Origin of the sequence: Metapseudomonas phytobenefica (genome assembly GCF_043392685.1) — a bacterium.
In the GTDB taxonomy this organism is placed as follows: Bacteria; Pseudomonadota; Gammaproteobacteria; order Pseudomonadales; family Pseudomonadaceae; genus Metapseudomonas.
This window is the reverse complement of record NZ_JBHZGM010000003.1, coordinates 171,131-195,942: the sequence shown is the minus strand read 5'-3', so window position 1 is coordinate 195,942 and position 24,812 is coordinate 171,131. Positions and strand designations below refer to the sequence as shown.

At 64.5% G+C, this 24,812-nt stretch carries 24 protein-coding genes; 14 read left to right on the top strand and 10 right to left on the bottom strand.

The window, feature by feature from the left end:
• Positions 1 to 16: 16 nt before the first annotated feature.
• The 4 genes from mnmH to ACFW0B_RS04205 form a co-directional block, all read right to left on the bottom strand.
• Positions 17 to 1,132 carry a tRNA 2-selenouridine(34) synthase MnmH gene (gene mnmH / locus ACFW0B_RS04220; protein WP_449146700.1) on the bottom strand — a complete coding sequence of 372 codons (1,116 nt, stop codon included), beginning with the start codon at positions 1,130 to 1,132 and terminating at the stop codon, positions 17 to 19.
• Entirely contained in the window at positions 1,132 to 2,166 is a 1,035-nt protein-coding gene (gene selD, locus ACFW0B_RS04215) for a selenide, water dikinase SelD (RefSeq protein WP_449146699.1), read from the bottom strand. The genes mnmH and selD overlap by 1 nt, the downstream gene beginning before the upstream one ends.
• 151 nt (positions 2,167 to 2,317) lie before the next feature.
• Positions 2,318 to 3,103: a hydroxypyruvate isomerase family protein gene (locus ACFW0B_RS04210; RefSeq protein ID WP_449146698.1), complete on the bottom strand. Its 786-nt coding sequence runs from the start codon at positions 3,101 to 3,103 to the stop codon at positions 2,318 to 2,320.
• Positions 3,103 to 3,990 (bottom strand): NAD(P)-dependent oxidoreductase, encoded by an 888-nt coding sequence (locus tag ACFW0B_RS04205; protein WP_449146697.1) that lies wholly within the window; start codon positions 3,988 to 3,990, stop codon positions 3,103 to 3,105. The genes ACFW0B_RS04210 and ACFW0B_RS04205 overlap by 1 nt, the downstream gene beginning before the upstream one ends.
• A gap of 125 nt (positions 3,991 to 4,115) precedes the next feature.
• Here ACFW0B_RS04205 and ACFW0B_RS04200 point away from each other — a divergent pair, with 125 nt between their 5' ends.
• Genes ACFW0B_RS04200 through phnE form a run of 4 tightly spaced genes read left to right on the top strand, consistent with a single transcriptional unit; the run spans position 4,116 to position 7,352 of the window.
• Complete coding sequence (locus ACFW0B_RS04200) at positions 4,116 to 4,967, top strand: putative selenate ABC transporter substrate-binding protein (protein WP_449146696.1); 852 nt, start codon at positions 4,116 to 4,118, stop codon at positions 4,965 to 4,967.
• Positions 4,964 to 5,770 carry a phosphonate ABC transporter ATP-binding protein gene (locus ACFW0B_RS04195; protein ID WP_449146695.1) on the top strand — a complete coding sequence of 269 codons (807 nt, stop codon included), beginning with the start codon at positions 4,964 to 4,966 and terminating at the stop codon, positions 5,768 to 5,770. Before ACFW0B_RS04200 ends, ACFW0B_RS04195 begins: the two co-directional genes overlap by 4 nt.
• Complete coding sequence (locus ACFW0B_RS04190; protein ID WP_449146694.1) at positions 5,764 to 6,591, top strand: PhnE/PtxC family ABC transporter permease; 828 nt, start codon at positions 5,764 to 5,766, stop codon at positions 6,589 to 6,591. Before ACFW0B_RS04195 ends, ACFW0B_RS04190 begins: the two co-directional genes overlap by 7 nt.
• Positions 6,588 to 7,352: a phosphonate ABC transporter, permease protein PhnE gene (gene phnE / locus ACFW0B_RS04185; RefSeq protein ID WP_449146693.1), complete on the top strand. Its 765-nt coding sequence runs from the start codon at positions 6,588 to 6,590 to the stop codon at positions 7,350 to 7,352. Before ACFW0B_RS04190 ends, phnE begins: the two co-directional genes overlap by 4 nt.
• Positions 7,353 to 7,429: 77 nt before the next feature.
• Here the strand turns inward: phnE and ACFW0B_RS04180 are convergent, their stop codons facing one another.
• Together ACFW0B_RS04180 and ACFW0B_RS04175 are read right to left on the bottom strand one after the other, a co-directional pair.
• A complete protein-coding gene (locus ACFW0B_RS04180) occupies positions 7,430 to 7,795 on the bottom strand; it encodes a DUF5064 family protein (RefSeq protein WP_449146692.1) in 366 nt (121 codons plus the stop codon).
• Between the two features lie 150 nt (positions 7,796 to 7,945).
• The gene (locus ACFW0B_RS04175) at positions 7,946 to 8,263 is read right to left on the bottom strand and encodes a DUF2288 domain-containing protein (protein ID WP_449146691.1); all 318 of its coding nucleotides are present in this window, start codon (positions 8,261 to 8,263) and stop codon (positions 7,946 to 7,948) included.
• A 303-nt stretch (positions 8,264 to 8,566) separates the two neighbouring features.
• Here ACFW0B_RS04175 and ACFW0B_RS04170 point away from each other — a divergent pair, with 303 nt between their 5' ends.
• The 6 genes from ACFW0B_RS04170 (at position 8,567) to ACFW0B_RS04145 (ending at position 15,353) form a co-directional block, all read left to right on the top strand.
• On the top strand, positions 8,567 to 9,688 hold the full coding sequence (locus ACFW0B_RS04170; RefSeq protein WP_449146690.1) for a branched-chain amino acid ABC transporter substrate-binding protein: 1,122 nt from the start codon (positions 8,567 to 8,569) through the stop codon (positions 9,686 to 9,688).
• A 115-nt stretch (positions 9,689 to 9,803) separates the two neighbouring features.
• Entirely contained in the window at positions 9,804 to 10,727 is a 924-nt protein-coding gene (gene livH, locus ACFW0B_RS04165; protein WP_449146689.1) for a high-affinity branched-chain amino acid ABC transporter permease LivH, read from the top strand.
• Entirely contained in the window at positions 10,724 to 11,980 is a 1,257-nt protein-coding gene (locus ACFW0B_RS04160; protein WP_449146688.1) for a high-affinity branched-chain amino acid ABC transporter permease LivM, read from the top strand. The genes livH and ACFW0B_RS04160 overlap by 4 nt, the downstream gene beginning before the upstream one ends.
• Positions 11,977 to 12,744 carry a high-affinity branched-chain amino acid ABC transporter ATP-binding protein LivG gene (gene livG, locus ACFW0B_RS04155; protein ID WP_449146687.1) on the top strand — a complete coding sequence of 256 codons (768 nt, stop codon included), beginning with the start codon at positions 11,977 to 11,979 and terminating at the stop codon, positions 12,742 to 12,744. Before ACFW0B_RS04160 ends, livG begins: the two co-directional genes overlap by 4 nt.
• Before the next feature lie 3 nt (positions 12,745 to 12,747).
• Positions 12,748 to 13,449 carry an ABC transporter ATP-binding protein gene (locus ACFW0B_RS04150; RefSeq protein ID WP_449146686.1) on the top strand — a complete coding sequence of 234 codons (702 nt, stop codon included), beginning with the start codon at positions 12,748 to 12,750 and terminating at the stop codon, positions 13,447 to 13,449.
• Positions 13,450 to 13,739: 290 nt separating this feature from the next.
• A complete protein-coding gene (locus ACFW0B_RS04145) occupies positions 13,740 to 15,353 on the top strand; it encodes an FMN-binding glutamate synthase family protein (protein WP_449146685.1) in 1,614 nt (537 codons plus the stop codon).
• Positions 15,354 to 15,462: 109 nt separating this feature from the next.
• On the opposite strand, the gene ACFW0B_RS04140 is transcribed toward ACFW0B_RS04145, so the two are convergent.
• Positions 15,463 to 16,248, bottom strand: coding sequence for an SDR family oxidoreductase (locus tag ACFW0B_RS04140; RefSeq protein ID WP_449146684.1), 786 nt, complete (start codon positions 16,246 to 16,248; stop codon positions 15,463 to 15,465).
• Between the two features lie 345 nt (positions 16,249 to 16,593).
• The gene (locus ACFW0B_RS04135; RefSeq protein WP_449146683.1) at positions 16,594 to 18,057 is read right to left on the bottom strand and encodes an aldehyde dehydrogenase family protein; all 1,464 of its coding nucleotides are present in this window, start codon (positions 18,055 to 18,057) and stop codon (positions 16,594 to 16,596) included.
• 150 nt (positions 18,058 to 18,207) lie between these two features.
• Here ACFW0B_RS04135 and ACFW0B_RS04130 point away from each other — a divergent pair, with 150 nt between their 5' ends.
• From ACFW0B_RS04130 to ACFW0B_RS04120, 3 genes are all read left to right on the top strand, one after another.
• Positions 18,208 to 19,095: a LysR substrate-binding domain-containing protein gene (locus tag ACFW0B_RS04130; RefSeq protein ID WP_449146796.1), complete on the top strand. Its 888-nt coding sequence runs from the start codon at positions 18,208 to 18,210 to the stop codon at positions 19,093 to 19,095.
• Positions 19,096 to 19,308: 213 nt separating this feature from the next.
• Entirely contained in the window at positions 19,309 to 21,450 is a 2,142-nt protein-coding gene (locus ACFW0B_RS04125; RefSeq protein WP_449146682.1) for a calcium-binding protein, read from the top strand.
• Between the two features lie 124 nt (positions 21,451 to 21,574).
• Entirely contained in the window at positions 21,575 to 21,901 is a 327-nt protein-coding gene (locus tag ACFW0B_RS04120; protein ID WP_449146795.1) for a peptidylprolyl isomerase, read from the top strand.
• Between the two features lie 66 nt (positions 21,902 to 21,967).
• Here ACFW0B_RS04120 and ACFW0B_RS04115 read toward each other — a convergent pair whose 3' ends face one another.
• On the bottom strand, positions 21,968 to 22,342 hold the full coding sequence (locus ACFW0B_RS04115; protein WP_449146681.1) for a hypothetical protein: 375 nt from the start codon (positions 22,340 to 22,342) through the stop codon (positions 21,968 to 21,970).
• 752 nt (positions 22,343 to 23,094) lie between these two features.
• Here ACFW0B_RS04115 and ACFW0B_RS04110 point away from each other — a divergent pair.
• Positions 23,095 to 23,751, top strand: coding sequence for a hypothetical protein (locus ACFW0B_RS04110; RefSeq protein ID WP_449146680.1), 657 nt, complete (start codon positions 23,095 to 23,097; stop codon positions 23,749 to 23,751).
• Between the two features lie 154 nt (positions 23,752 to 23,905).
• On the opposite strand, the gene ACFW0B_RS04105 is transcribed toward ACFW0B_RS04110, so the two are convergent.
• On the bottom strand, positions 23,906 to 24,802 hold the full coding sequence (locus tag ACFW0B_RS04105) for a DUF2950 domain-containing protein (protein ID WP_449146679.1): 897 nt from the start codon (positions 24,800 to 24,802) through the stop codon (positions 23,906 to 23,908).
• Positions 24,803 to 24,812 lie beyond the last annotated feature (10 nt).

Here is a 24,812-nt window from a genome sequence, read left to right as displayed (position 1 = left end):
TCCCGGCCCCGTTCGGTCAGCCCGCGCGGGCCCGTGCCCGTTCACGCTGACGCAGGTATTCCAGCACCGCCGCCTGTTCCCCGGCGAACTCAATGCGCGACGCCTTGCTCTCGCGCTGGAAGGCGTACATGGGGTCGTAATACTCGCGCAGCAGCCCTTCGATCCAGGCGCGATGCAGGTCCACCTTGCCGGTGGCCTCCTGCTCGGCCAGGGCCTGGTCCATCAGCGCCGACATGCGCTGGTGACGCTCGCCGCCCAGGCGCTTGACGATGTTCGCCAGGCTCTGGCGCATGCGCGCGGCGAATCGGGCAAAGCCGTGGTCGGCACCGTGGGTGTCGATGAACTCGGCGCACAGGTTCACCACGTAGTCGCGCAGGATGCGCTCGACGCGGTCCTCGAAACTGTCGTCAAGCCACACCAGCGGGTAGTTCTGCATGCCCTGGTAGAGCTCCAGCGGCACGGAACAACTGCCGACGATGCGCCCTTCGTCTTCCAGCACGAACTGTTCATGGCCGGCGGCACGCTTCTTCAGGATGTCGATGGCCAGGCGGTTTTCGAAATCGATCTGCGCCGGCTGCGGCGTGGCGCGTTTGCCAAAGCTGGAGCCACGGTGGTTGGCATGGCCTTCCAGGTCCAGGCTGTTGGCCAGCTGGGTGATCACGTCAGTCTTGCCGGTGCCGGTCAGGCCGCCCACCAGCACGAAGTCGCACTGCTCCACCGCCTGCTGGGTGGTTTCCAGGAGGAAGGTCCGCATCGCCTTGTAGCCGCCCTTCACCCGTGGATACTCGATGCCCGCTTCGGTCTTCAGCCATTGCTGGACCAGTTGCGAGCGCAGGCCGCCACGGAAGCAGTAGAGATAACCCAGGGGATTGGCGCGGGCGAAGGCAGCCCAGGCCTCGATGCGCTCGGCCTTGATGTCGCCGCTGACCAGCTGGTGGCCCAGGGCGATGGCGGCTTCCTGGCCATGCTGCTTGTAGCAGGTGCCCACCTTCTGCCGCTCGATGTCGTTCATCAGCGGCAGGTTGACCGTGTGTGGGAAGGCGCCCTTGGCGAATTCCACGGGGGCGCGGGCATCCATCATGGGCACGTCGTTGAGAAAGATTTCGCGGTAGTTCGAGGTATCGGGACGCATCAGAACACCTCTACCGCGAGACTCTGTCGCTCGTACAGCTGGCCGATCGGCGCCAGTTGCAGGCCGAGTTCCTCGGCCACGGCAAGGAACTCCGCCTCGCCGTCCGGCGTCACCGCCACCAGCAGGCCACCGCTGGTCTGCGGATCGCAGAGCAGCAGCTTCTGCACCTCGGCCAGCGGCGCCAGGCGATGACCGTAGCTGTCGAAGTTGCGCAGGGTGCCGCCGGGCACGCAGCCCTGTTCCAGGTAGTACTCGACACCGGGCAGGCTGGGTACCTTGGCGTAGTCGATACGGGCGGTCAGGCCGCTGCCGTCGGCCATTTCCACCAGGTGGCCGAGCAGGCCGAAGCCGGTCACGTCGGTCATGGCGGTGACCCCCGCCAGCTTGCCGAAGCGGCTGCCGGGCTTGTTCAGGGTGCACATCCAGTCGCGGGCCAGGCCCACGTCGGTCTCGCGCAGCTTGCCCTTCTTCTCCGCGGTGGTGAGGATGCCGATCCCCAGCGGCTTGGTCAGGTATAGCTTGCAGCCGGCGCTGGCGGTGTCGTTGCGCTTCATGTTGCGCTTGTCCACCACGCCGGTGACGGCCAGGCCGAAGATCGGTTCCGGGGCATCGATGGAGTGTCCGCCGGCCAGCGGGATACCTGCGTCATCGCATACCGAGCGACCGCCGCGTATCACGTCGCGGGCCACTTCCGGCGGTAGCAGGTTCACCGGCCAGCCGAGGATGGCGATGGCCATCAGCGGGTCGCCGCCCATGGCGTAGATGTCGCTGATGGCGTTGGTGGCGGCGATACGGCCGAAATCATAGGGATCGTCGACGATCGGCATGAAGAAATCGGTGGTGGACACCACGCCGCGTTCATCGTCCAGCGCATAGACCGCCGCGTCGTCCTTGGAGGCATTGCCCACCCAGAGCTTCGGGTCGAGGTTCTGCGCGCCGCTGCCGGCGAGGATCACTTCCAGCACCTTGGGGGAAATCTTGCAGCCGCAGCCAGCGCCATGGCTGTACTGGGTCAGGCGGATAGGGTCGGTCATCTGGGTCTCTCTTACAGAAGCTGAATCAGTTTTCCGTGGGGGCGAATTCATTCGCTAATGGGCGCACCGCGCCCACCGATTGCATCCATCGCCGAACCTGGCGGTCCGCTCAGCGAATGAATTCGCCCCGACAAAGGTCGTGTTCGTTGGTTCAGGCCAGCCTGGCCTTCCACTCCGGCAGCCAGCCGAGGGTCTCGGCGGTGACGCCAGTGGGCTTGTATTCGGCGCCCAGCCAGCCGGGATAATCGTCTTCCTGCAAGGCCCGCAGGGCCGGACCGAAGTCGGCATTGCCCGAGCCCGGCTCGCCTCGGCCGGGGCAATCGGCGAACTGCACATGGCCGATGCGCCCGGCCAGCAGGCGGATGCCCGCCGCCGCATCCACGCCCTGGCGGGCCATATGATAGAGGTCGTACTGCGCTTGCAGGTTGGGGTGATCGACATCCCGCAGCAATTGGTCCAGTTGCTCCGGGGTGTTGATCAGGAATCCCGGCATGTCCAGCGGGTTGATCGCCTCGCAGACCACACCGATATGCAGCACGGCGAAGGCTTCGGCGGTCTTGCGCAGGTTGGCCGCGAGGCAGGCCAGCGCTCGGTCGCGGCTGACGCCCTCGGCCTGGCGCCCGGCCAGCACGTTGACGAAGCGCGGCCGGGTCATGGCGGCGTAGGAAAGCGCCTGTTCCAGCGCGTCGTCGAACTGTTCCTGGCGCTCCGGCACCGCGGCCAGGCCCGGGCCGCCTTCCATCAGGTCGCCGGCCGGCAGGTTGAACAGGATCAGCGGCAAGCCGGCCGCCTCCAGCACTTCCTTCATGCGGATCGCCGGCAACTCGTAGGGAAACTGCACCTCGACGCCATCGAATCCGGCGACGCGGGCAGCGATGACACGCTCGATCAACGGGCGGTCAGTGAACAGCAGGGACAGGTTGGCGGCGATCTTCATCAGTGATTCTCCCGGTACATTTCCACCAGCGTAGCCGGATCACGCTCCAGATTGCCCTGGCTGCCGTGCAAGCGCATCAGTTGCGCCGCCAGGCCGCTGATGGGCGTGGCCGAGTCATGTTCGCGGGACAGCCGCACGGCGGTGTCCAGGTCCTTCAGCAGGGTGCGCACGTGCCACTTGATGGGCTCGAAGCGGCTCTCGGCCATCTGCGGCCCGAGGATCTGCAGGGGTTTGGAATCGGCGAAACCTCCGGCCAGGGCCGGTGCGATCAGGCTGGCGTCCACCCCGGCCTTTTCCGCCAGGGCCACCACTTCGGCGATCACCAGGGCATTGCAGGCCACGATCATCTGGTTGCACACCTTGGTCACCTGGCCGGCCCCCACCGGGCCCATGCGGGTCAGGCGCTGGCCCAGATGCGCAAGGATCGGCCGGACCCGTTCCACGTCGTCCTCATGACCGCCGGCCATGATCGCCAGGGTGCCAGCCTCGGCGCCCGGGGTGCCGCCGGAGACCGGGGCATCCATCCAGCGCATGCCGGTGCGGGCTTCCAGTTCGGCGGCCATCTCGCGGGTGGCGGCCGGTTCCAGGCTGGAAAAGTCCACCAGCAGCTGGCCCGGTTTCGCGCCTTCGGCTATGCCGCCCTCGCCGAACACCACCTTGCGCACCACGCGGGTATCGGCCAGGCAGAGCATGACGATATCGGCCTCGGCGCAGAGCTCTGCCGGGGTCTTCACGCAGCGGGCGCCCTGTTCCACCAGGGAGACGCATTTCTCCGGGGATCGGTTCCACACTGTCAGCGGAAAGCCCGCGGCCAGCAGGCGACGGGTCATCGGAAGGCCCATCAGGCCGATACCTGCGAAGGCGATGGAAGGCAACGAATCGGTCATGCCAGAACTCCGTGCATTTGGCGAAACCCACATCTTAAACGCCTGCTCGGCAACGTGAAGCTTCCATGCCAACGCGCGATAACTATAATCCGCCTGCCTTTTCCGCTATTGAACCGGAGAATCCCATGTTCAAACGCTCTCTCGCCCTTGTGGCAGGCATCGCGCTGTCCGTTTCCGCTGTCGTCTCCCAGGCCGCCGACGTCCTCAAGGTTTCGGCCATTCCCGATGAAGCCCCCACTGAACTGCTGCGCAAGTTCAAGCCGCTCGGCGCCTACCTCGAGCAGCAACTGGACATGAAGGTCGAGTTCGTACCCGTGGCCGACTATGCCGCCGTGGTCGAATCCCTGGCGGCCGACCGCCTGGACATGGCCTGGCTCGGCGGCTTCACCTTCGTCCAGGCCCGCCTGAAGACCGGCAACGCCATCCCGCTGGTACAGCGTGAACAGGACGAGCAGTTCACCAGCAAGTTCATCAGCGCCGACCCGGCGGTGCAGTCCCTGCAGGACCTCAAGGGCAAGACCTTCGCCTTCGGTTCGGTGTCCTCCACCTCCGGCAGCCTGATGCCGCGCTATTTCATGCAGAAGGACGGCATCGTTCCCGAGCAGTACTTCTCCCGCGTCGCCTACTCCGGCGCCCACGACGCCACCGTGGCCTGGGTCCAGGCCGGCAAGGTGGATGCCGGCGTGCTCAACGCCAGCGTCTGGCAGAAACTGGTGGACTCCGGCAAGGTCGACACCGACAAGGTGAAGGTCTTCGCCACCACGCCGACCTACTACGACTACAACTGGACCGTGCGCGGCACCCTCGACCCGGCACTGGCCGAGAAGATCAAGCAGGCCTTCCTCGCCCTCGACCCGGCCAACCCGGAGCACAAGGCGATCCTCGACTTGCAGGCCGCCAGCCGCTTCATTCCGACCAAGCCCGAGAACTACCAGGGCATCGAGGAAGCCGCACGCTCGGCCGGCCTCTTGAAGTGAGCCTGTCGCTGCATGGCGTGGACCTGATCCACGCCAACGGCCATCCGGCGCTCCGAGGTATCGACCTGAACGTCGCCGACGGCGAGCGGGTCGCCATCATCGGCCCGTCCGGTGCCGGCAAGACCAGCCTGCTGCGCCTGCTGGCCACCAGCCTCAAGCCGTCTGCCGGGCAGCTCCAGTTGCTCGGCAGCGCGCCCTGGTCGCTATCCCCGCGGGCGCGCCAGCGCCTGCGCGCGCACATTGGTCTGGTGCACCAAGCCCCGCCGATTCCGCCGCGCCAGCGGGTGGTCACCGCCGTGCTGGCCGGCAAGCTCGGCCAATGGTCCCTGGCCAAGGGCTTGCTCAACCTGCTGCACCCGCTGGACAGCGCTGGCGCCCAGGCCGCCCTGGCGCGCCTCGACCTTGCCGACAAGCTCTTCCAGCGCTGCGACCAGCTCTCCGGTGGCCAACTGCAGCGCGTGGGCATCGCCCGCGTGCTCTACCAGACGCCGGAGCTGATCCTGGCCGACGAACCGGTTTCCGCCATGGACCCGGTGCTGGCCGACCACACCCTCGGCGTGCTCTGCGCCGACGCCAGCCGCCGTGGCGTCACCCTGCTGGCCAGCCTGCACGCGGTGGACCTGGCGCTGGCGCACTTCCCGCGCATCGTCGGCGTACGCGATGGCCGCATCGCCTTCGACCGTCCCCGCGAGGCCGTGAGCCAGGCCGACCTGGACGCCCTCTACGCCAACGAGCAGCTGCGCGGCAACGTGCCGTCCTCGCCGCCCGTGGCCGCCCCGGCGCTGCATATCCCGCGATGCTGAATACCGCCCCTCGCGACCCCGCGGCACTGCCCCGGCTGCTGCTCACCGTGCTGGCCGTGGTGCTGCTCTGGCCCGGCCTGGAACTGAGCGAGCTGAACCCGGCCGTCCTGCTGGATGAAGGCAACGCCCGCACCATGGGGCAGTTTCTCTCCGGCTTCTGGCCTCCGGAACACAGTGGGGACTTCCTCCTGCTGCTGGGCCGCTCCACCCTGGAAACCCTGGCCATCGCCACCGCCGGCATGAGCCTGGCGCTGCTGATCGCCCTGCCCGCTTCGCTCTGGGCCAGCCGTGCGCTGTCGCTGTCCGCCCTGGCCCGTGGCGGTCGCCCGGCCTGGTGGGCGCAGGCCCTGCGCTGGCCGGTGCGCGGACTGCTGATTTTCCTGCGCAGCGTGCCGGAAATCGTCTGGGCGCTGCTCTTCGTCCGCGCCGTGGGCCTGGGCCCGACCGCCGGGGTGCTGGCCATCGCCATCACCTACAGCGGCATGCTCGGCAAGGTCTATGCGGAAATCTTCGAATCCGTCGACCCGCGTCCCACCCGCGCCCTGCTCGCCGCCGGCAGCCCGCGCCTGGCCGCGTTCGCCTACGGGGTGCTGCCCAGTGCGGCGGCGGAGATGATTTCCTACACCGTCTACCGCTGGGAATGCGCGGTGCGCGCTTCGGTGGTGATGGGGTTCGTCGGTGCCGGTGGCCTGGGCCAGCAGATGGACCTGTCCATGCGCATGTTCGCCGGCGGTGAAGTCGCCAGCATGCTGTTGACCTTCCTCCTCCTGGTATTCCTGGCCGACCTGCTCAGCCGCTTCCTGCGCGGGAGGTTCGCGTGAGGACGGGCAATTTCCTCGTGCTGCTCGCCCTGCTGGCGGCGGCGATCACTTCCTTCATATGGCTGGGCATCGATCTCGGCGCGCTGGTCGGTGGCGATGCCCTGCAACAGATGGGCAGCTACGCGGCGCGCTTCCTCAAGCCCGACCTGTCCACAGCGCATCTTGCCGCCATCGGCTGGGGTGCCATGGAAACCCTCGCCATGTCGGCCTTGGGCACCCTGCTGGCAGCCTTGCTGGGGATGCTCTTCGCCATCCCCGCCGCCGGCCGCTTCGGCAGTGTTGCCCAGGGTGGCGCGCGGCTGGTGCTCAACGCCCTGCGTGCCGTGCCGGAACTGGTCTGGGCAGCGTTGATGGTGCTGGCTGCCGGCCTCGGCCCAAACGCCGGCACCCTGGCCCTGGCCCTGCATACCGCTGGCGTGCTCGGCCGGCTGTTTGCCGAAGCCCTGGAAAACACCCCGGCGGAACCGGCCGAAGCCATCCGCCTGAACGGCGGCGGACGCATCACCGCCTTCTGCTACGGCACCCTGCCGGCAGTCTGGCCGCAACTGGTGGCCTACATGCTCTATCGCTGGGAGAACAACATCCGCATGGCCAGCGTGCTGGGCTTCGTTGGCGCCGGTGGCCTCGGGCAGATGCTCTACATGAGCCTGTCACTGTTCCAGGAAGCCCAGGCCGCCAGCGTGATCCTCGCCATGCTGGTGCTCGTGCTGGGTGTGGATGCCTTGAGTGGCTGGATGCGCCAGCGCTGGGTCAGCGCATAGGTGGGCAAGACTGTGAGGGTGATTTCAATCGCCCCCACAGGAAGAACCCAAGCTGAATTGCCTGGGCAGGTAGTCGGTCAGAGACCGTCCTTCTGCAGATGGTCGAGGTTCACCGTCTCACCCGGCGCAGCGCCGAGAACGCGGCGAATGTCTTCGAAGATTTTGTCGTATTCCTTGTGGTCACGCATGATCAGCGTAGTGTTGGGGTGCAACCCGTTCTTCATCGCCACCTTGGAAATGATGCTGGCGAAATTGAACGCCGTATCGCGATGCATCTCGAACTCTTCCGAGAATTGCCTGCCGTCGATTTCACCCACCATGCGGAAATGCAGCATGGTGCCTTCCTTCGCATTCGGACGCGCTTCGTAATAAACGTCGATGGAGAACTTCTGTCCCGGCATTCCGGGCAAGCTAGACCGATGTACATGGCCTGGTTCGAACATGATGACGCTCCCTGTTGCTATCAGATGGAAGTAGAAGGTGGGTTCAGTCTAGCTCGCCCCACCAGATTCGCCGGTTGCCCCTGATCAGTGCGCGATCAGGCGGCCGGCACACTTCTGGACGCCTTCCCTGGCCTCCATTCGGGCGCTCCGTCAGTGACGGGTAGGCGCCTCGTCCCGCTCCTGGATCAATACCCAGGGTGCGACTACTACAGCCCAGAGTTTCGGGTCACGCGCCAGCAGGTCCTGGGCACGGGACTCCTCGACCTTGCTCAGCTTGCCTTCGGCCAGCAGGGCCGAAACCCGGGCCTTGTCGTCTTCGGCCACGGCCAGCGCCACGCCTACCAGGTCTTCGGCGCCATCCACCCAGAGCAGCGCGCCACGGGCGAAGAAGGGCTGCAGCTCTTCCCAGGTGATGGAGGCGGTTTCGCCGAGCAGCTTGGCATAGAGGGTGCTAGCGTTATCGTTCATGGCTTGTTTTGAGTTGGTTGGTAACGAAAGGATTGGGGGGCGCAATGATAGCGTCGGTCAACTTTCAGACAAGCCTGGCCCGACGCCACCAACCACTCTCAAGGCACGCCGTATTTCTATACGTTTGTTTCGATTAAGCGACACAAGATCATTCCGCCATTACAACCCGACTTTTCAAGCCGCAAATCAGCAATCTACACTGTTCCGGTACAGTTGCCGGGGGGTGTTGGCGGGGTGCAACTCCCTGTCCCGTAGCTCCGGCAAACAGGACAACAACAACGAAAAACACAAGAGTGGAGCACTATGAACAAGGCTACCAAGCAGATTTCCAAACTGTTCGCCGCCATGGCTCTAGCCGGTGTCGCCAGCTACTCCGTAGCAGCCGATACCATCAAGATCGCCCTGGCCGGCCCGGTGACCGGTGCGGTTGCCCAGTACGGTGAGATGCAATTCATTGGCGCCAAGATGGCGATCGAGCAGATCAACAAGGCCGGCGGGGTGAACGGCGCTCAGCTCGAAGGCGTGGTGTACGACGATGCGTGCGATCCGAAACAGGCCGTCGCCGTAGCCAACAAGATCGTCAACGACGGTATTCACTACGTGGTTGGCCACCTCTGCTCCAGCTCCACCCAGCCCGCGTCCGACATCTATGAAGACGAAGGCGTCCTGATGATCACCGCCGCCTCCACCAGCCCGGACATCACCTCCCGTGGTTACCAGCTGGTGTTCCGCACCATCGGCCTCGACAGCCTGCAAGGCCCGACCGCCGGCAACTTCATCGCCGACAATATCAAGCCGAAGTCCGTTGCCGTCCTCCACGACAAGCAGCAGTACGGCGAAGGTATCGCCACTGCCGTGAAGCAGACCCTGGAAGCCAAGGGCGTCAAGGTTCCGCTGTTCGAAGGCATCAACGCCGGCGACAAGGACTTCTCCACCATCATTGCCAAGCTGAAGCAGAACGGCGTGGACTTCGTCTACTACGGCGGCTACCACCCGGAACTGGGCCTGCTGCTGCGCCAGTCGGCTGAAAAAGGCCTGAAGGTCCGCTTCATGGGTCCGGAAGGCGTAGGCAACAAGGAACTGTCCGCCATCGCTGGCCCGGCTTCCGAAGGCCTGCTGGTCACCCTGCCGAAGTCCTTCGACCAGGATCCGAAGAACCAGGCCCTGGTAGAAGCCTTCAAGGCCAAGAACGAAGACCCGAGCGGTCCGTTCGTGTTCCCGGCCTACGCCGCCGTGAAAGTCATCGCCGACGGCATCAAGATTGCCGGCGAAGACGACACCACCAAGGTCGCTGCTGCCCTGCGCGCCAACTCGTTCGATACCCCGACCGGTACCCTGGCCTTCGACGAGAAGGGCGATCTGAAGGACTTCAGCTTCGTGGTTTACGAGTGGCACAAGGACGGCACCAAGACCGAAGCTAAATAAGCTTCCCGCCAGAACGCAAAGCCCACTGCTCAGGCAGTGGGCTTTGTCTATCCGTGTTTTACGGGCTCCGCTGCGCCACAAGCGCCGCTTTTCGTGATGCCCGAGGAGTTAGGGAATGCCTGATCTCTACCACTATCTGCAACAGCTGGTTAACGGTCTTACCGTTGGCAGCACCTATGCCCTGATCGCCATCGGCTACACCATGGTCTACGGCATCATCGGCATGATCAACTTCGCCCACGGCGAGGTTTACATGATCGGCTCGTACGTAGCCTTCATCGTGATTGCCGGGCTTACCATGCTCGGTCTGGAAAGCCTTCCAGTCGTCATCATCGCGGCCTTCGCCGCGAGCATCATCGTTGCAAGCGCCTACGGTTACAGCATCGAACGGGTCGCCTACCGCCCCCTTCGCGGCAGTAACCGCCTGATCCCGCTGATCTCCGCGATCGGTATGTCGATCTTCCTGCAGAACGAAGTACTGCTGACCCAGGACTCCAAGGACAAGGCGATCCCCAACCTGATCCCGGGCAACTTCGTGATTGGCGAGAGCACCATGAATGGCGTGGTGATCTCCTACATGCAGATCCTGATCTTCGTGGTCACCTTCCTGGTCATGTACGGCCTCACCCTGTTCATCTCCCGTTCGCGCCTGGGCCGTGCCTGCCGCGCCTGCGCCGAAGACATCAGGATGGCCAACCTGCTGGGCATCAACACCAACAACATCATCGCCCTGACCTTCGTCATCGGCGCCACCCTGGCCGCCGTGGCCGCGGTGCTGCTGGGCATGCAATACGGTGTGATCAACCCGCATATCGGCTTCCTCGCCGGTATCAAGGCCTTCACCGCAGCGGTACTCGGCGGCATCGGCAGCATTCCGGGCGCCATGCTCGGCGGCCTGGTGCTGGGTGTAGCCGAGGCCTTCGGCGCCGACATCTTCGGCGACCAGTACAAGGACGTCGTGGCCTTCAGCCTGCTGGTTCTGGTCCTGTTGTTCCGGCCGACCGGCATCCTTGGCCGTCCGGAGGTGGAGAAGGTATGAATACTCGACTCAAAACGGCATTCTTCAGCGCCCTGCTGGTACTGGCCGTCGCCTACCCGGTCCTCGGCCTGAAACTCAGCGTCGTCGGCGTGGGCCTGGTGGTCACCGGCGCCAATACCGCGACCCTGCTGACCATCGCGGCGTGCGCCGTGGCCATGTTCTTCTGGCAACTGATGCGCGACAAGGTGCAGGGCGCCTGGGCCTCCGCGCCCAAGCTGCCGAGCATGTCCAAGGGCACGGCGAACTTCCTCACCCTGCCCTCCACCCAGCGCTGGGTCATCCTCGGCCTGATCGTGGTCGCCCTGGTCTGGCCGTTCTTCGGCTCCCGCGGCGCAGTGGACATCGCCACCCTGATCCTGATCTACGTACTGCTCGGCCTTGGCCTGAACATCGTGGTCGGCCTGGCGGGCCTGCTGGACCTGGGTTACGTCGGCTTCTACGCCGTCGGCGCCTACAGCTACGCGCTGCTCTCGCACTACTACGGCCTGGGTTTCTGGGTGTGCCTACCGATCGCCGGCCTGATGGCAGCCTTCTTCGGCTTCATCCTCGGCTTCCCGGTACTGCGCCTGCGCGGTGACTACCTGGCCATCGTGACCCTGGGCTTCGGCGAGATCATCCGTATCCTGCTGCGTAACCTGACCTGGCTCACCGGCGGCCCGAACGGCATCAGCAACATCGACAAGCCGACCCTCTTCGGCCTGTCCTTCGAGCGCCGTGCCGAAGAAGGCCTGCAGACCTTCCACGAATACTTCGGCTTTGCCTACAACTCGGTGAACAAGGTGGTCTTCCTCTACCTGGTCGCCCTGCTGCTGGCCCTGCTGGCCCTGTTCGTGATCAACCGCCTGCTGCGCATGCCGCTCGGCCGTGCCTGGGAAGCCCTGCGCGAAGACGAGATCGCCTGCCGCGCACTGGGCCTGAACCCCACCGTCATCAAACTCTCCGCCTTCACCCTGGGCGCCTGCTTCGCGGGCTTTGCCGGCAGCTTCTTCGCCGCACGCCAGGGCCTGGTGACGCCCGAGTCCTTCACCTTCATCGAGTCGGCGACCATCCTCGCCATCGTCGTGCTGGGTGGTCTGGGCTCCCAGTTGGGTGTGATCCTCGCGGCCATCGTGATGATCCTGCTGCCCGAACTCATGCGTGAGTTCAGCGAGTACCGGATGCTGATGTTCGGCGCCCTGATGGTGCTGATGATGATCTGGCGCCCGCAAGGCCTGCTGCCAATGCAACGTCCCCACCTGGAGCTGAAACAATGAGCCGCGCGATTCTCGAAGTAAGCGGTCTCACCATGCGCTTCGGCGGCCTGCTGGCCGTCAACGGGGTGGGTCTGACCGTTCAGGAAAAACAAGTCGTCTCCATGATCGGCCCGAACGGCGCCGGCAAGACCACCGTGTTCAACTGCCTGACCGGCTTCTATCAGCCGACCTCCGGCAGCATCCGCCTGGATGGCGAGCAGATCGAAGCCCTGCCGGGCCACAAGATCGCGCGCAAAGGCGTGGTGCGGACCTTCCAGAACGTCCGCCTGTTCAAGGAAATGACTGCGGTGGAGAACCTGCTGGTCGCCCAGCACCGCCACCTCAACACCAACTTCCTCGCTGGCCTCTTGAAGACTCCGGGCTTCCGCAAGAGCGAACGCGCGGCCATGGACTACGCTGCCCACTGGCTGGACAAGGTCAACCTGACCGAAGTTGCCAACCGCCCGGCCGGCACCCTGGCCTACGGTCAGCAACGTCGCCTGGAAATCGCCCGCTGCATGATGACCCGTCCGCGCATCCTGATGCTCGACGAGCCGGCCGCCGGCCTCAACCCGCGTGAGACCGACGACCTCAAGGCGCTGATCGCCATGCTGCGTAACGAGCACAACGTGACCGTGCTGTTGATCGAGCACGACATGAAGCTGGTGATGAGCATTTCCGACCACATCTATGTGATCAACCAGGGCACCCCCCTGGCCGACGGCACGCCGGAGCAGATCCGCAACAACCCCGACGTGATCAAAGCCTATCTGGGGGAGGCCTGAGCCATGCTTACTTTCGACAAGGTTTCCACCTTCTACGGCAAGATCCAGGCGCTGCACGGCGTCAGCATGGAAGTGAAGAAAGGCGAGATCGTCACCCTGATCGGCGCCAACGGCGCCGGCAAGTCGACCCTGCTGATGACCCTGTGCGGCTCGCCGCGCGCGGCCAGCGGCAGCATTCGCTATGAAGGCGAAGAGCTGGTGGGCCAGGAATCCTGCGACATCATGCGCAAGAGCATCGCCGTCGTGCCGGAAGGCCGCCGCGTGTTCGCCCGCCTGACCGTCGAAGAAAACCTGGCCATGGGCGGCTTCTTCACCGCCAAGGGCGACTTCCAGGAGCAGATGGACAAGGTGCTGCACCTGTTCCCGCGCCTGAAGGAGCGTTTCGAGCAGCGCGCCGGCACCATGTCCGGCGGCGAACAGCAGATGCTCGCCATCGGCCGCGCGCTGATGAGCAAGCCCAAGCTGCTGCTGCTCGACGAACCGTCGCTCGGCCTTGCGCCCATCATCATCCAGCAGATCTTCGACATCATCGAACAGTTGCGTAAGGACGGCGTGACCATCTTCCTGGTGGAACAGAACGCCAACCAGGCGCTCAAGCTGGCCGACCGTGGCTACGTGCTGGAGAACGGACGCATCGTCATGCAGGGTAGCGGCGACGACCTGCTCAACGACCCCAAGGTCCGCGACGCCTACCTCGGCGGTTGACGCCTCGCTGTCAAAAGGAAACGGCCCTTCGGGGCCGTTTTCTTTTCGCCAGCAGAAGAGACTCAAACCTGTCCCGCGCACGGGCTGCCCCCTCTCCCCCCGGGAGTGGGTTGGGGTGAGGGCCATTTCAGGCCGGCTCGGTGCCTGGCCATTTCGCGAATGAATTCGCTCACAGATTTTCCCGACCACGTATGCAGCGTCGTCGTCCTACACCTCATGTTTCAGCCCCGGCAAAGCAATTCCCGCGGATTCGCACTACCCTGTGCCGGTACCTCAAACAAGGAGTCCGCATGAGCCTTTCGCTGCTGAGCCGCTACGCCTTCTTCACCTTCTGCGTGCTGTTCACCCTCTTCAGCCTGCCCTTCACCGACCACGACTGGGTCTGGCCGCTTACTCTGCTGGGTGCTGCGCTCAGCCTGCTGGGGGTGTTCGACCTGCTGCAGTCGCGCCATGCCGTGCGCCGCAACTACCCCATCCTCGGCAACATCCGCTACCTGGTCGAAGGCATCCGCCCGGAAATCCGCCAATACCTGCTGGAAGCCGACGACGACCGCCTGCCCTTCTCCCGCGCCCAGCGTTCGCTGGTCTATGCGCGGGCCAAGAACGAAGGGGGCGACAAGCCCTTCGGCACCCTGATCGACGTGTACAAGAACGGCTACGAATTCATCGGCCATTCCATGCGCCCGGCGCCGCTCAGCGACCCGCACGCCTTCCGCGTGCTGGTGGGCGGGCCGCAGTGCGCCCAGCCCTATTCGGCCTCGGTGTTCAACATCTCGGCCATGAGCTTCGGCTCCCTCAGCGCCAACGCCATCCGCGCGCTGAACCGTGGCGCCAAGCTCGGCAACTTCTATCACGACACCGGCGAAGGCAGCATCAGCCCCTACCACCGCGAAAACGGCGGTGACCTGGTCTGGGAACTGGGCAGCGGCTACTTCGGCTGCCGCACCAGCGACGGCAAGTTCGACCCGGAACGCTTCGCCACCCAGGCCCGTAACCCCCAGGTGCGGATGATCGAAATCAAGCTATCCCAGGGCGCCAAGCCCGGCCACGGCGGCATCCTGCCCAAGCACAAGGTCACCGAGGAAATCTCCCTTACCCGAGGCGTGCCCATGGGCGAGGACTGCATCTCGCCCTCGCGCCACAGCGCCTTTTCCACCCCCATCGAGATGATGCAGTTCATCGCGAAGTTGCGAGAGCTGTCGGGTGGCAAGCCGGTGGGCTTCAAGTTCTGCCTCGGCCACCCGTGGGAATTCATGGGCATCGCCAAGGCCATGCTGGAGACCGGCATCCTTCCCGACTTCATCGTGGTCGACGGCAAGGAAGGCGGAACCGGCGCAGCCCCGCTGGAATTCACCGACCACATCGGCGTGCCGCTGCGCGAAGGGCTGTTGTTCGTGCACAACACCCTGGTGGGGCTGAACCTGCGGGACAAGATCAAGCTGGGCGCCAGCGGCAAGATCATCAGCGCCTTCGACATCGCCAGCGTGCTGGCCATCGGCGCCGACTGGGCCAACTCGGCGCGGGGCTTCATGTTCGCCATCGGCTGCATCCAGTCGCAGAGCTGCCACACGAACAAATGCCCCACTGGCGTCGCCACCCAGGACAAGCTGCGCCAGCGCGCCCTGGTGGTGCCGGACAAGGCCCAGCGGGTGCATATGTTCCACCGCAGTACGCTGAAGGCCCTGGCCGAGATGCTCGCCGCCGCTGGCCTGGAACACCCCAACCAGCTCGAACCCCGCCACCTGGTACGGCGCGTTTCGGAAAAGGAGATTCGCCTGTTCTCGCAGATCCACGTCTTCCTCAAGCCGGGGGACCTGCTCAAGGACAAGATCGAGGCGGACTTCTACGAACGCATGTGGGCAATGGCGCGGGCCGACAGCTTCGAACCGTCGTGCGCGTGGTGAATCCCTGGGGCCGCCATGCGGCCCATCGCGTTTGAAATCGCCCCCACAGAAAGGCCCGAATGGCTCTCGTGGGGGCGAATTCATTCGCCAAGCAGGTCGAAGACCTGCCCTAGCAACCTTTCAACACCCCGCCATCCACCGGAATCAGCGCCCCGGTGACATAGCTGGCCAACGGACTGGCAAGGAACGCCGCCACCGCGCCGAACTCCTCCGCCGCGCCGTAACGCCCCACCGGAATCGCCGCCTGCTCCTTGGCCATCAGGCTCGCCACTGGCGTGCCGCTGCGTTCGGCGGCGCGCAGCAGCAGGGTTTCGGTGCGTTCGGTCCAGAACGAGCCGGGCATCAGGGTGTTCACCGTCACGCCATCGGCCGCCACTTCCGCCGACAGGGTCTTGGCCCAGTTGGCCAGCGCGCCGCGCAGGGCGCTGGACAGCACCAGGCCGGGAATCGGCTCCACCACACTGGTGGAAGAAATCATCAGGATGCGGCCGAAGCGCCGCTGACGCATGCTCGGCAGGAAGGCATTCACCAGGGCCATGGAACTCAGCAGCATGGCATCGAGCTGGCGGTGCCAGAGTTGCGGATCGAAATCCACCGCGTTCACCGGTGGCGGGCCGCCATTGTTGGCAACCAGGATGTCCGGCGTACCGATGGCCGCCACGACCTGCTCGATGGCCATGTCCAGGGCCCCCAGGTCATCGAGGTCCACGGCCACGGCCTGGGCCTCGCCACCCTCCTTGCGGATACGCTCCACTGCCAGCTCCAGCTTCGACAGGTTGCGCGCCAGCAGGCAGACCCGTACCCCCTCCCTGGCCAAGGCCTCGGCCACGCCGAAACCCAACCCGGAGCTGCCGCCGCACACCAGGGCACTGCGGTTCTGTAGTTGAAGGTCCATGATCAGCACTCCATTTCCAGGTTCACCGCCCAGTGTGCGCCTACAGATAGCAGTGGCCAACGGGCAGGCACGACTGAACCTGCGGGGGCAATTTCAATCGCTACAAGGCCAGGGCGGCTGCGCCGCCCCAAGCGAATGAATTGGCTATGTCTGCGTTAAGTGTTGGGATGCGGCGCCAAAGCCGTAGGGTGGGCCGGGCGGCACTCCGCTTCAGCCCACCATCGTAGGTCAGCGTGGGCTAAAGCCCACCCTGCCAGGCTCCGAAATCTGACCGGGATTTCCTAGCAACAGCTACTGCAGACATAGCCAATGAATTCCCCCCACAAGAAAATCGCTTCGCCGTGATCAGACCGCCCGCACCACGTGCTTCAGCTCCTGGAACGAAGCCAGGCCCCATGGGCCGAGTTCGCGGCCGATGCTGCTCTGCTTGTAACCACCCCAGGCGGTCTGCGGGAAGATCACCTGCGGCGAGTTGATCCACACCATGCCGGCCTGCAGGGCGTTGGCGACGCGCTCGGCGGCTTCCAGGTCCGTGCTGACCACGCTGGCCACCAGGCCGAACTCGCTGTCGTTGGCCAGTTCGATGGCTTCTTCCTCGGTGGCGAAGCTGCGCACGCAGAGCACCGGGCCGAAGATTTCCTCGTTCCACAGGGCGCTGTCCTTCGGCACATCGGTGAACACGGTGGGCTTGAGGAAGTAACCGCGCGCCAGCTCCGACGGACGCTCGCCACCGCAGACCAGACGCGCGCCAGCCGCAATGCCGCGCTCGATATGGCCGCGCACGCGCTGGTACTGCGCCTGGTTCACCAGGGCACCCATTTCCACGCCTTCACTGAAGGGATCACCCACCCGGGTGGCTTCGGCACGGAGCTGTACCCGCGCCAGGAAATCCGCGGTCAGCGGTTCGGCCACCAGCACGCGACTGGTCGCGGAACACATCTGCCCGGCGTTGAAGAAGGCGCCACCGCAGGCCAGGTCGACGGCCAGGTCCAGATCGGCCTTCTCCAGCACCAGCAGCGAAGACTTGCCGCCCAGTTCCAGGCTGATGCCCTTCACGGTTTCCGCCGCACGCTGCATCACCTGCACGCCCACGGCGTTGCTGCCGGTGAAGGACACCTTGGCCACCTTGCGGTGGGCCGACAGCGGCGCGCCCACCGCAAGGCCAGTGCCGCACACCACATTGAGCACGCCAGCCGGCAGGCCGGCCCCGCCGATGATGCGTGCGAGTTCCAGCTCCGGCAGCGGAGTCACTTCCGAAGGCTTGAGCACCACGGTGCAGCCGGCAGCCAGGGCGGGGGCCAGTTTCCAGGCGGTGGTCACCATGGGGAAGTTCCACGGCACGATCAGGCCGACCACACCCACCGGCTCGCGACGCAGGCGGGCAGCGAAGTCTTCGCTCGGCAGCTCCACCGGGCGGTCCTGCTGGGCGTCCAGCCCTTCGGCCAGGCCGGCGTAGTACTCGAAGGTGCCAATCACGTCATCGACGTCGATGGCCGCTTCGAACAGCGGCTTGCCGTTGTTCAGCGACTGCAGCTGGATCAGGGTTTCGCGACACTGGCGCACGCCTTCGGCAATGCGGCGCAGTACCGCGCCACGCTCGGCACCGCTGCTGCGGGACCAGGCCGGGAAGGCGGCGCTGGCGGCCTCTACGGCCTGGTCGACACGGGCGGCATCGCCGCTGCCGATGGTGGCCAGACGCTCTTCGGTGGAAGGGTTCACCACATCCAGTTCGGCGCCGCCGGGCAGCCACTGGCCGTTGATATAGACACCGGCCAGGGTCTCGGGGAAGGTCGGCGGGGTATTCGACATTGTATTGGCTCCTTGGGCGAGACTGAAGGTGGCTACATCCTGCACAAGGCAGCGGGGAACCACGATTGGCGCCAATTGAGCCGCTCGACGGCAAGACTGACAAGGTAAAAATCGTCATACTAGCCATGTTCTGAAGTCATGGCTGAGATGATGAAACGCCTGCCTCCCCTGCCCGCCCTGCACACCTTCCTGATCACCGCCCAGTGCTGCAATTTCACCCGCGCCGGTGAATTGCTGCACATCACCCAGGGCGCCGTCAGCCGGCAGATTGCCGGGCTGGAAAGCCATCTCGGCTACCCGCTGTTCCTGCGCCAGGCACGGGGACTGGCGCTGACCGAACAGGGCCGCGACCTCTACCCGCGCATCCAGCAGGCCTTCGCCCTGATCGATGAAGCCGTGGAAGAAGTCGGCGCACGGCGCAAGGCCCTGCAGCTCAAGGCCCCCACCTGCGCGATGCGCTGGCTGCTGCCGCGCCTGATGAAGTGGCAGGCCGAGCGCCCAGACGTGCCGGTGGAGCTGACTACCACCATCGCCTACGGCGTGGATTTCCGCCGCGACCAGTTCGATGCGGCGATCATCTACGGCACCGCGCCAGGCGGGAACGTCACCGCCCATCATCTGTTCAACGAGCAGCTCACCCCGGTCTGCACCCGGCACTACCTGGAACGGTCAGCGCCCCTGACCACTCCCGCAGAACTGGAACACCACGTGCTGCTGCACCCGGCACGGGACAAGCACGACTGGGAAACCTGGCTGCTCGCCGCCGGCCACACGCCGGGGGCCCTGAGTGGCGGGCACCACTTCGACACCATGGACCTGGCCCTCTCCGTCGCCGCCCAGGGCGCCGGCGTGGCACTGGGGGACTGGTCACTCATCGGCGACGACCTGGCCAACGGCAACCTCGTGGCCCCCTTCGACCTCAGGGTGCCCACCGGCGGCGCCTATTACGTGGTCTATCCGGAGCGTCCGGGCGCCAGCCAACAATTGATTGAACTGGCCGAATGGCTGGTGGTCGAAGCCCACGACGAGCAGATGTAACAAATCACTTCATGATCGGTGCACCGCAAAAGTGCACATGCCAGCCGGCAACACCCGAGCCCATCGGGCGCGTTGACATGAGGTGCCACATGGCTTGCCCGTCGGTCGCCACGCCGAGTGTCCAGCCGCTCAGGCCACCCGGACTGGCTCGGCTATACCTGACCTCGAACCTGCCGTAACGGTTCGCTCTTTCCACTATGGGAGGAATGATCCATGGCTACTTTCCCTGGCACTCCGGGAAACGACTTCACATTCGGCACGGAAGACGACGACCTTATCAACGGACAAGGCGGCAACGACTTCCTGCTTGGCTCCGGCGGCAATGACACCATTGATGGAGGCGACGATAACGACAACCTCTCCGGCGACTCGGGCAACGACACACTTCTCGGCGGCAGCGGCGACGACACCCTCACCGGCGGGCTTGGCGCCGATGTCCTCACCGGGGGCAACGGCGCCGACAGCTACTTCTGGACGGTGGAAACCGGTGACCAATCCAGCTCCCTCAGCCAGGACCGCGTCACCGACTTCCAGGGCGCAGGCGACGTCGGCGGTGACATCCTGCGGCTCTCCAGCTTCCCCAACCGCCTGGTCTTCCAGGGCGCCCGCAACGGTGTGCCCACGGTGGGTAGCAACCTGGGCTTCGGCAATAACGGTTTTACCGAAGTTTTCTACGCCATCGGCGCCGCCAACACCCTGCTGTTCGCCGACTCCAACGACAACGGCATCTTCGACGCAACCGACTTCGCGGTACAGCTGGACGGCATCCACAACCTCGTTCGCAGCGACTTCGGCGCCACCGCATTCGTCATCGCCGGTACTGAAGGCGGCGATGTGATCGATGGCACCGACGACCCCGACACCATCTTTGCCCTCGGTGGCGTCGACATCGTCAACGGCAATGGCGGCAACGACATCATCGATGGCGGCGCCGGAAACGACACCCTCAACGGCGGAGCGGGCATCGACCGCCTCACTGGCGGTGCTGGGAATGACATCCTCAATGGCGAAGCCGACCGCGACCTGCTGACCGGTGGCGCCGGCAACGACATTCTCAACGGCGGCGCCGGGAACGACACCACGATGTCGGGCGGTGACGGCAATGACATCGTCAATGGCGGCGAAGGCAACGACACCCTCGACGGCGATGATGGCAACGACGTCCTCAATGGCGGCGTGGGCAATGACGACTTCTTCGGCGGAGAGGGCAATGACCAGATCTTCGGCGAAGACGGCAACGACGAAATCTTCGCCGGCCCCGGCAACGACATCCTCAATGGCGGTGCCGGCAATGACCTGGTCATGGGCGAAGCGGGCCAGGACACCCTCACCGGTGGTGCTGGCGATGACGAGTTCGAGTTCTTCACCGGCTTCAACCCCAGCTCGCCATTCGCCACCTTCGACACCCTGACCGACTTCCAGGGCGCCGGCGTGGTGGGCGGCGACACCCTGGAACTCAACAACGAGTTCTTCTTCCGCGGCCAGGTCAACATCAATCCGCAGCTGGGCGTCGTGCTGGTGGGCGGCGGCAATGGCGTGACCGACCTGTTCTACACCCTGCGCGCGGGCAACACCTGGCTCATCGCCGACGAGAACGACGACGGCGTGCTCGACAACCTCGACTTCACCTTGCGCCTGCAGGGCACGCACAACCTGACGGTGGACGACTTCGGTAACAACACCGACTTCATCATCGGCGGCACCGACGGCAATGACGTGCTCATCGGCACCGACGGCGACGACCGCATCTTCGGCCTTGGCGGCAATGACCAGATCTCCGGCCTGGAAGGCGCCGACATCCTCGACGGCGGCAGCGGTGACGACACCATCGACAGTGGTCTGGGCTTCGACGAGCTGTTCGGTGGCAGCGGCAACGACACCCTGATCGTCCAGGAATTCGCCAATGCCAATGGCGGCGATGGCGACGACCAGCTGTTCGGGGCTGACGATCCATTCGGCTTCCAGTCCAACCTCAACGGCGACGCCGGCAATGACACCCTGACATCGCGCGCCAGCGGCGCCGTCATGCAGGGCGGTACGGGCGACGACGTGCTGGTGAGCAGCAGCGCCAACGACTTCATGGTGGGTGACGTCTTCTTCGAGCCACCAGCAGGGACGGACCAGTTCAAGTTCGGCGCGATCTGGGGTCAGGACGAGATATTCGACTTCGAAGACGGCGTCGAAAAAGTCGACCTCAGCGCCAGCGGCCAGACCTTCGCCGACCTCACCATCTCGGACTTCTTCGGCAGCACTCAGATCACGGTGACGGCTGACGTCAATGGCCAGATCGGCAGCATCACCCTGACCGGCGTCCCCGCCGCGAACATCACCGCTGACGACTTCGTCTTCGCCTGATGCGCGCCTTCCTTCCCCTCTCCTCCGGGAGAGGGGCCGGGGGTGGGGAAGCAACCTGAGGGGCCAGTTCATCCGCCAACCGATCCGCGAAAGCTGCCGACCAGGCACCTTGATTCACCCGTCAATTCCGCTAGTCTCTGGCGCCTCAACGAAAGAGGAGTACCCCACCATGGCACGCGCTACCGCCCGCCACATCCTGGTTTCCAGCGAAGCCAAGTGCAACGAACTGAAGGCCGCCATCGAAGCCGGCGCCGACTTCGCCGAAATTGCCAGGCAGCATTCCACCTGCCCCTCCAGCCGCGACGGCGGCAACCTCGGCTCCTTCGGCCGCGGCCAGATGGTCAAGGAATTCGACACCGTGGTCTTCAGTGCCCCGCTGAACGTGGTGCAAGGCCCGGTGAAAACCCAGTTCGGTTATCACCTGCTGGAAGTCACCAGCCGTCAGGACTGATGCTTCCCCCCGGCGCCGCCGCCCGGCGGCGCCTGCCTTCCTCCCTCTGGCGTTACGGCTTGCCGATCAGTAACCGCCGAAATCCGAACCCACGAATATCCCCGACCTCGGGTCGTAGTACTGGATGACCACGCGCGGGCTGCCGTAGCGCTGGTAGTAGTACGGCCGGTGGCCCGTGTAGTAGCCGTCGTAATAGCGCGGGACGAAGATCACGCGCGAATCGTGGCGGAAGTGACCACGATGCCCGTGGAAGTGCTTGTGCCCGTAGCCGTGGCGATAGTGGCGATGACCGTTGAAGTGCCGACCGCCGCCATGACCGCCACCGTTCCAGGCGAGCAGGGTTTCGCTGGCGCTGCCGGGAGAAGTCCAGGGTTGCTGTGCCAGGGCCTGTCCGCCGGCGAGGCAGGCAACGAGGATGATGAACAGCTTGAGGATGCGCATGGCGAGCCCTCCTGAATGGTCCCCCCGCGTTTCACCCCCGCAATTCAGTATAGTTTTTGACCAGTTTCGCCCCGATTCGGCAGCGCCTTACGTCGGCAGAAGCGACATGGGCGACGTATGGTGAAGCCCTTGCCTGCAGGAGCGAAGCATCGCTCAGCGCTGGGCGGCCGGCGCCGGAAAGGTCCCATGGAAAGCAACGGAAAAATGGGATAGCTCCTGGGGCCCGATTGGATGGGTATCGCTTCGCTCAAGCGCATACTGCAAGGCTACTTGCATGGCATATCAGCCAACATACGGCTGAATTACGACCTGCCGACCATCAGGATTCCGAGGTTCCGCCATGGACTTCAGGGCTATCTGAAACCACCGGTTTAGAGGCGATTCATCACTTTTTCGGGGCCGTTATAACCAGCCTTAGCACTGCCGCCGGTCGGTGTCTTGATCATTTTTTGAGCAAATTTCAGATGTTGCGATTATTATGCCCCGGCGATCAGGACGCGCCTCGCTATCAACACCACTGATAGTGCGACTGAGTTTCCAACTAAATCCGGTACGACTCCGCAGTGCATGAGTTCATGTGCAGGGGATTTTTCGTCCCGAGAAAAGGCCACTGGTGGATGTACATCCGCCCCGGATGTGGCATCTCCGAACAGGGCCTTGGTTCGCACTGAACGGCGAACACCCGAATCAATAATTCCAATGCCGCTGTTGCATCAGTACAGCGCCTTAATTTGCTAGTAAGAGGTAAACCCATGGAGTTTTTTCATCTTGTTGCTTCCGTGTTTCAGCAACCGGTAACCATGGAGCTGACCCGGATGGGTGTCGTGTACGCCCACCTCATCGCTTGCTGTGTGGCCATCGGCCTGGTGCTGACCAGTGACGTCGCCATGATCAAGCAGCTGTTCCAGGGCCGCGATTCGACCGAGGCCGACAAGGAACACCTGCATATGCTGAAGAAGACCGTGCTGATTGCACTGGCGGCACTCTGGGTGACCGGCCTCGGCATCCTGGCGCTGGATTACTCGCAAAAGGGCGCGATGTACTTCCTCAACCCGAAACTGCAGTCCAAGATCCTGGTCGTCGCGCTGCTGACCCTCAACGGCTGGGTTCTGCACAGCGTGGTGATGCCTGCGATGGACAAGGCCGGCAGCCTGCTCAAGCTGGACTTCAACGCCCGTAGCCTCGCGCTGTTCTCGGGTGTCGTTTCCGGGGTGTCCTGGTTCTATGGCGCGATGCTGGGTATCGCCCGTCCGCTGAACTGGAAGTACTCCCTGGTCGAAATCATGGCTGCCTACCCGGTACTCATCTGCCTCGGCTTCGTGGCGATGAGCCTGCTGGTGAAGTGGGCCGCCAACCGGGCCGAAGCCAAGGTTTCCGCCCACCTGAATCCTGCGCTCGCATCCTGCTGAGCGTAGGCGGGCACGGAAGCCCGACCTCATACAAAAGCCGCAGGGCGCCACTGGCACCCTGCGGCTTTTTCGTTGGCTGGAAAACCGCGAATTCGCAGCGGAAACTTCCGCTAGAGCGAAGCGAACTGGCGAATCGTAGCCCTTTCGTTCGCGATTACGACCCCGGGGCGGGCTCCATCTGGATCTCATCCCAGCTGCTGTCAGGGTCGAAGCGCTTCATGGCCTTGGCGATCTTCTCGCTGTCGGGGCCGAGGTCCTTCTGAAAGATCTCGCCTTCGTGGCTGATCATGAAGCTCATCACCCCGCTATCCCCGTATCGGGCAGGCCAGGCGATAAGGGCGAAGCCCCGGCTCATGGCCTTGCCCAGCATGTAGTCGTAGGCGCCGCCCGGCGCTGACGGCCCCTGGGCGGTGAGGATGCGGAAGTGGTAGCCGTGCCAGTCGTCACCCTTGGTCTGACCGCCGAACAGCGGGCCGAGGGGGCTGTCCTCGGTTCCTTCCTCATCGGGCCAGTAGAGGCCGTCGTGCTGGCCATCACTGCTGATGAACTTCTGCGCGTACTCGAGTATGCCGTCACCATTGCGGTCGACTTCGGCATAGTCCATCTGCGCATCGTGATAGGCCTCGACGGACTGGATGGCAGCCAGCTCATTGCGGCCGATGCGGCGCTGGCGAATCTCTTGGCCAGCGGCCCTGGTGTCGAAGCTCCAGCCTTCCTTGTCCTGGACGATGGGGATCGGCAGGGTCCAGGGATCGTTGCCGACGACGATATGGGCGCGCCCCCCGTTGGCGGTCTGAATGACGTGTTTTTCCTTGTAGTGGGCGATGAAGGCGTCCACGTCCTTGCGCTCGATGCCCTTGGTCGGGATGTACTCCTGCCAGTCGGCGCCGAGCAGAGCGGCGAGCTTGTCGGCGTCGGCCTTCTCAGTGCCGAGGGCGGCGACGAAGGCTTGTGCGGCGGCTTCCGGAGTCTTGAAGCGCTCGTTGGCACCGGCGCCAAGGGTGCAGGCCACCAGCGACAGCAGGGCGAAGATGCGGGTTGCGCGATTCATGTGCTGTCTC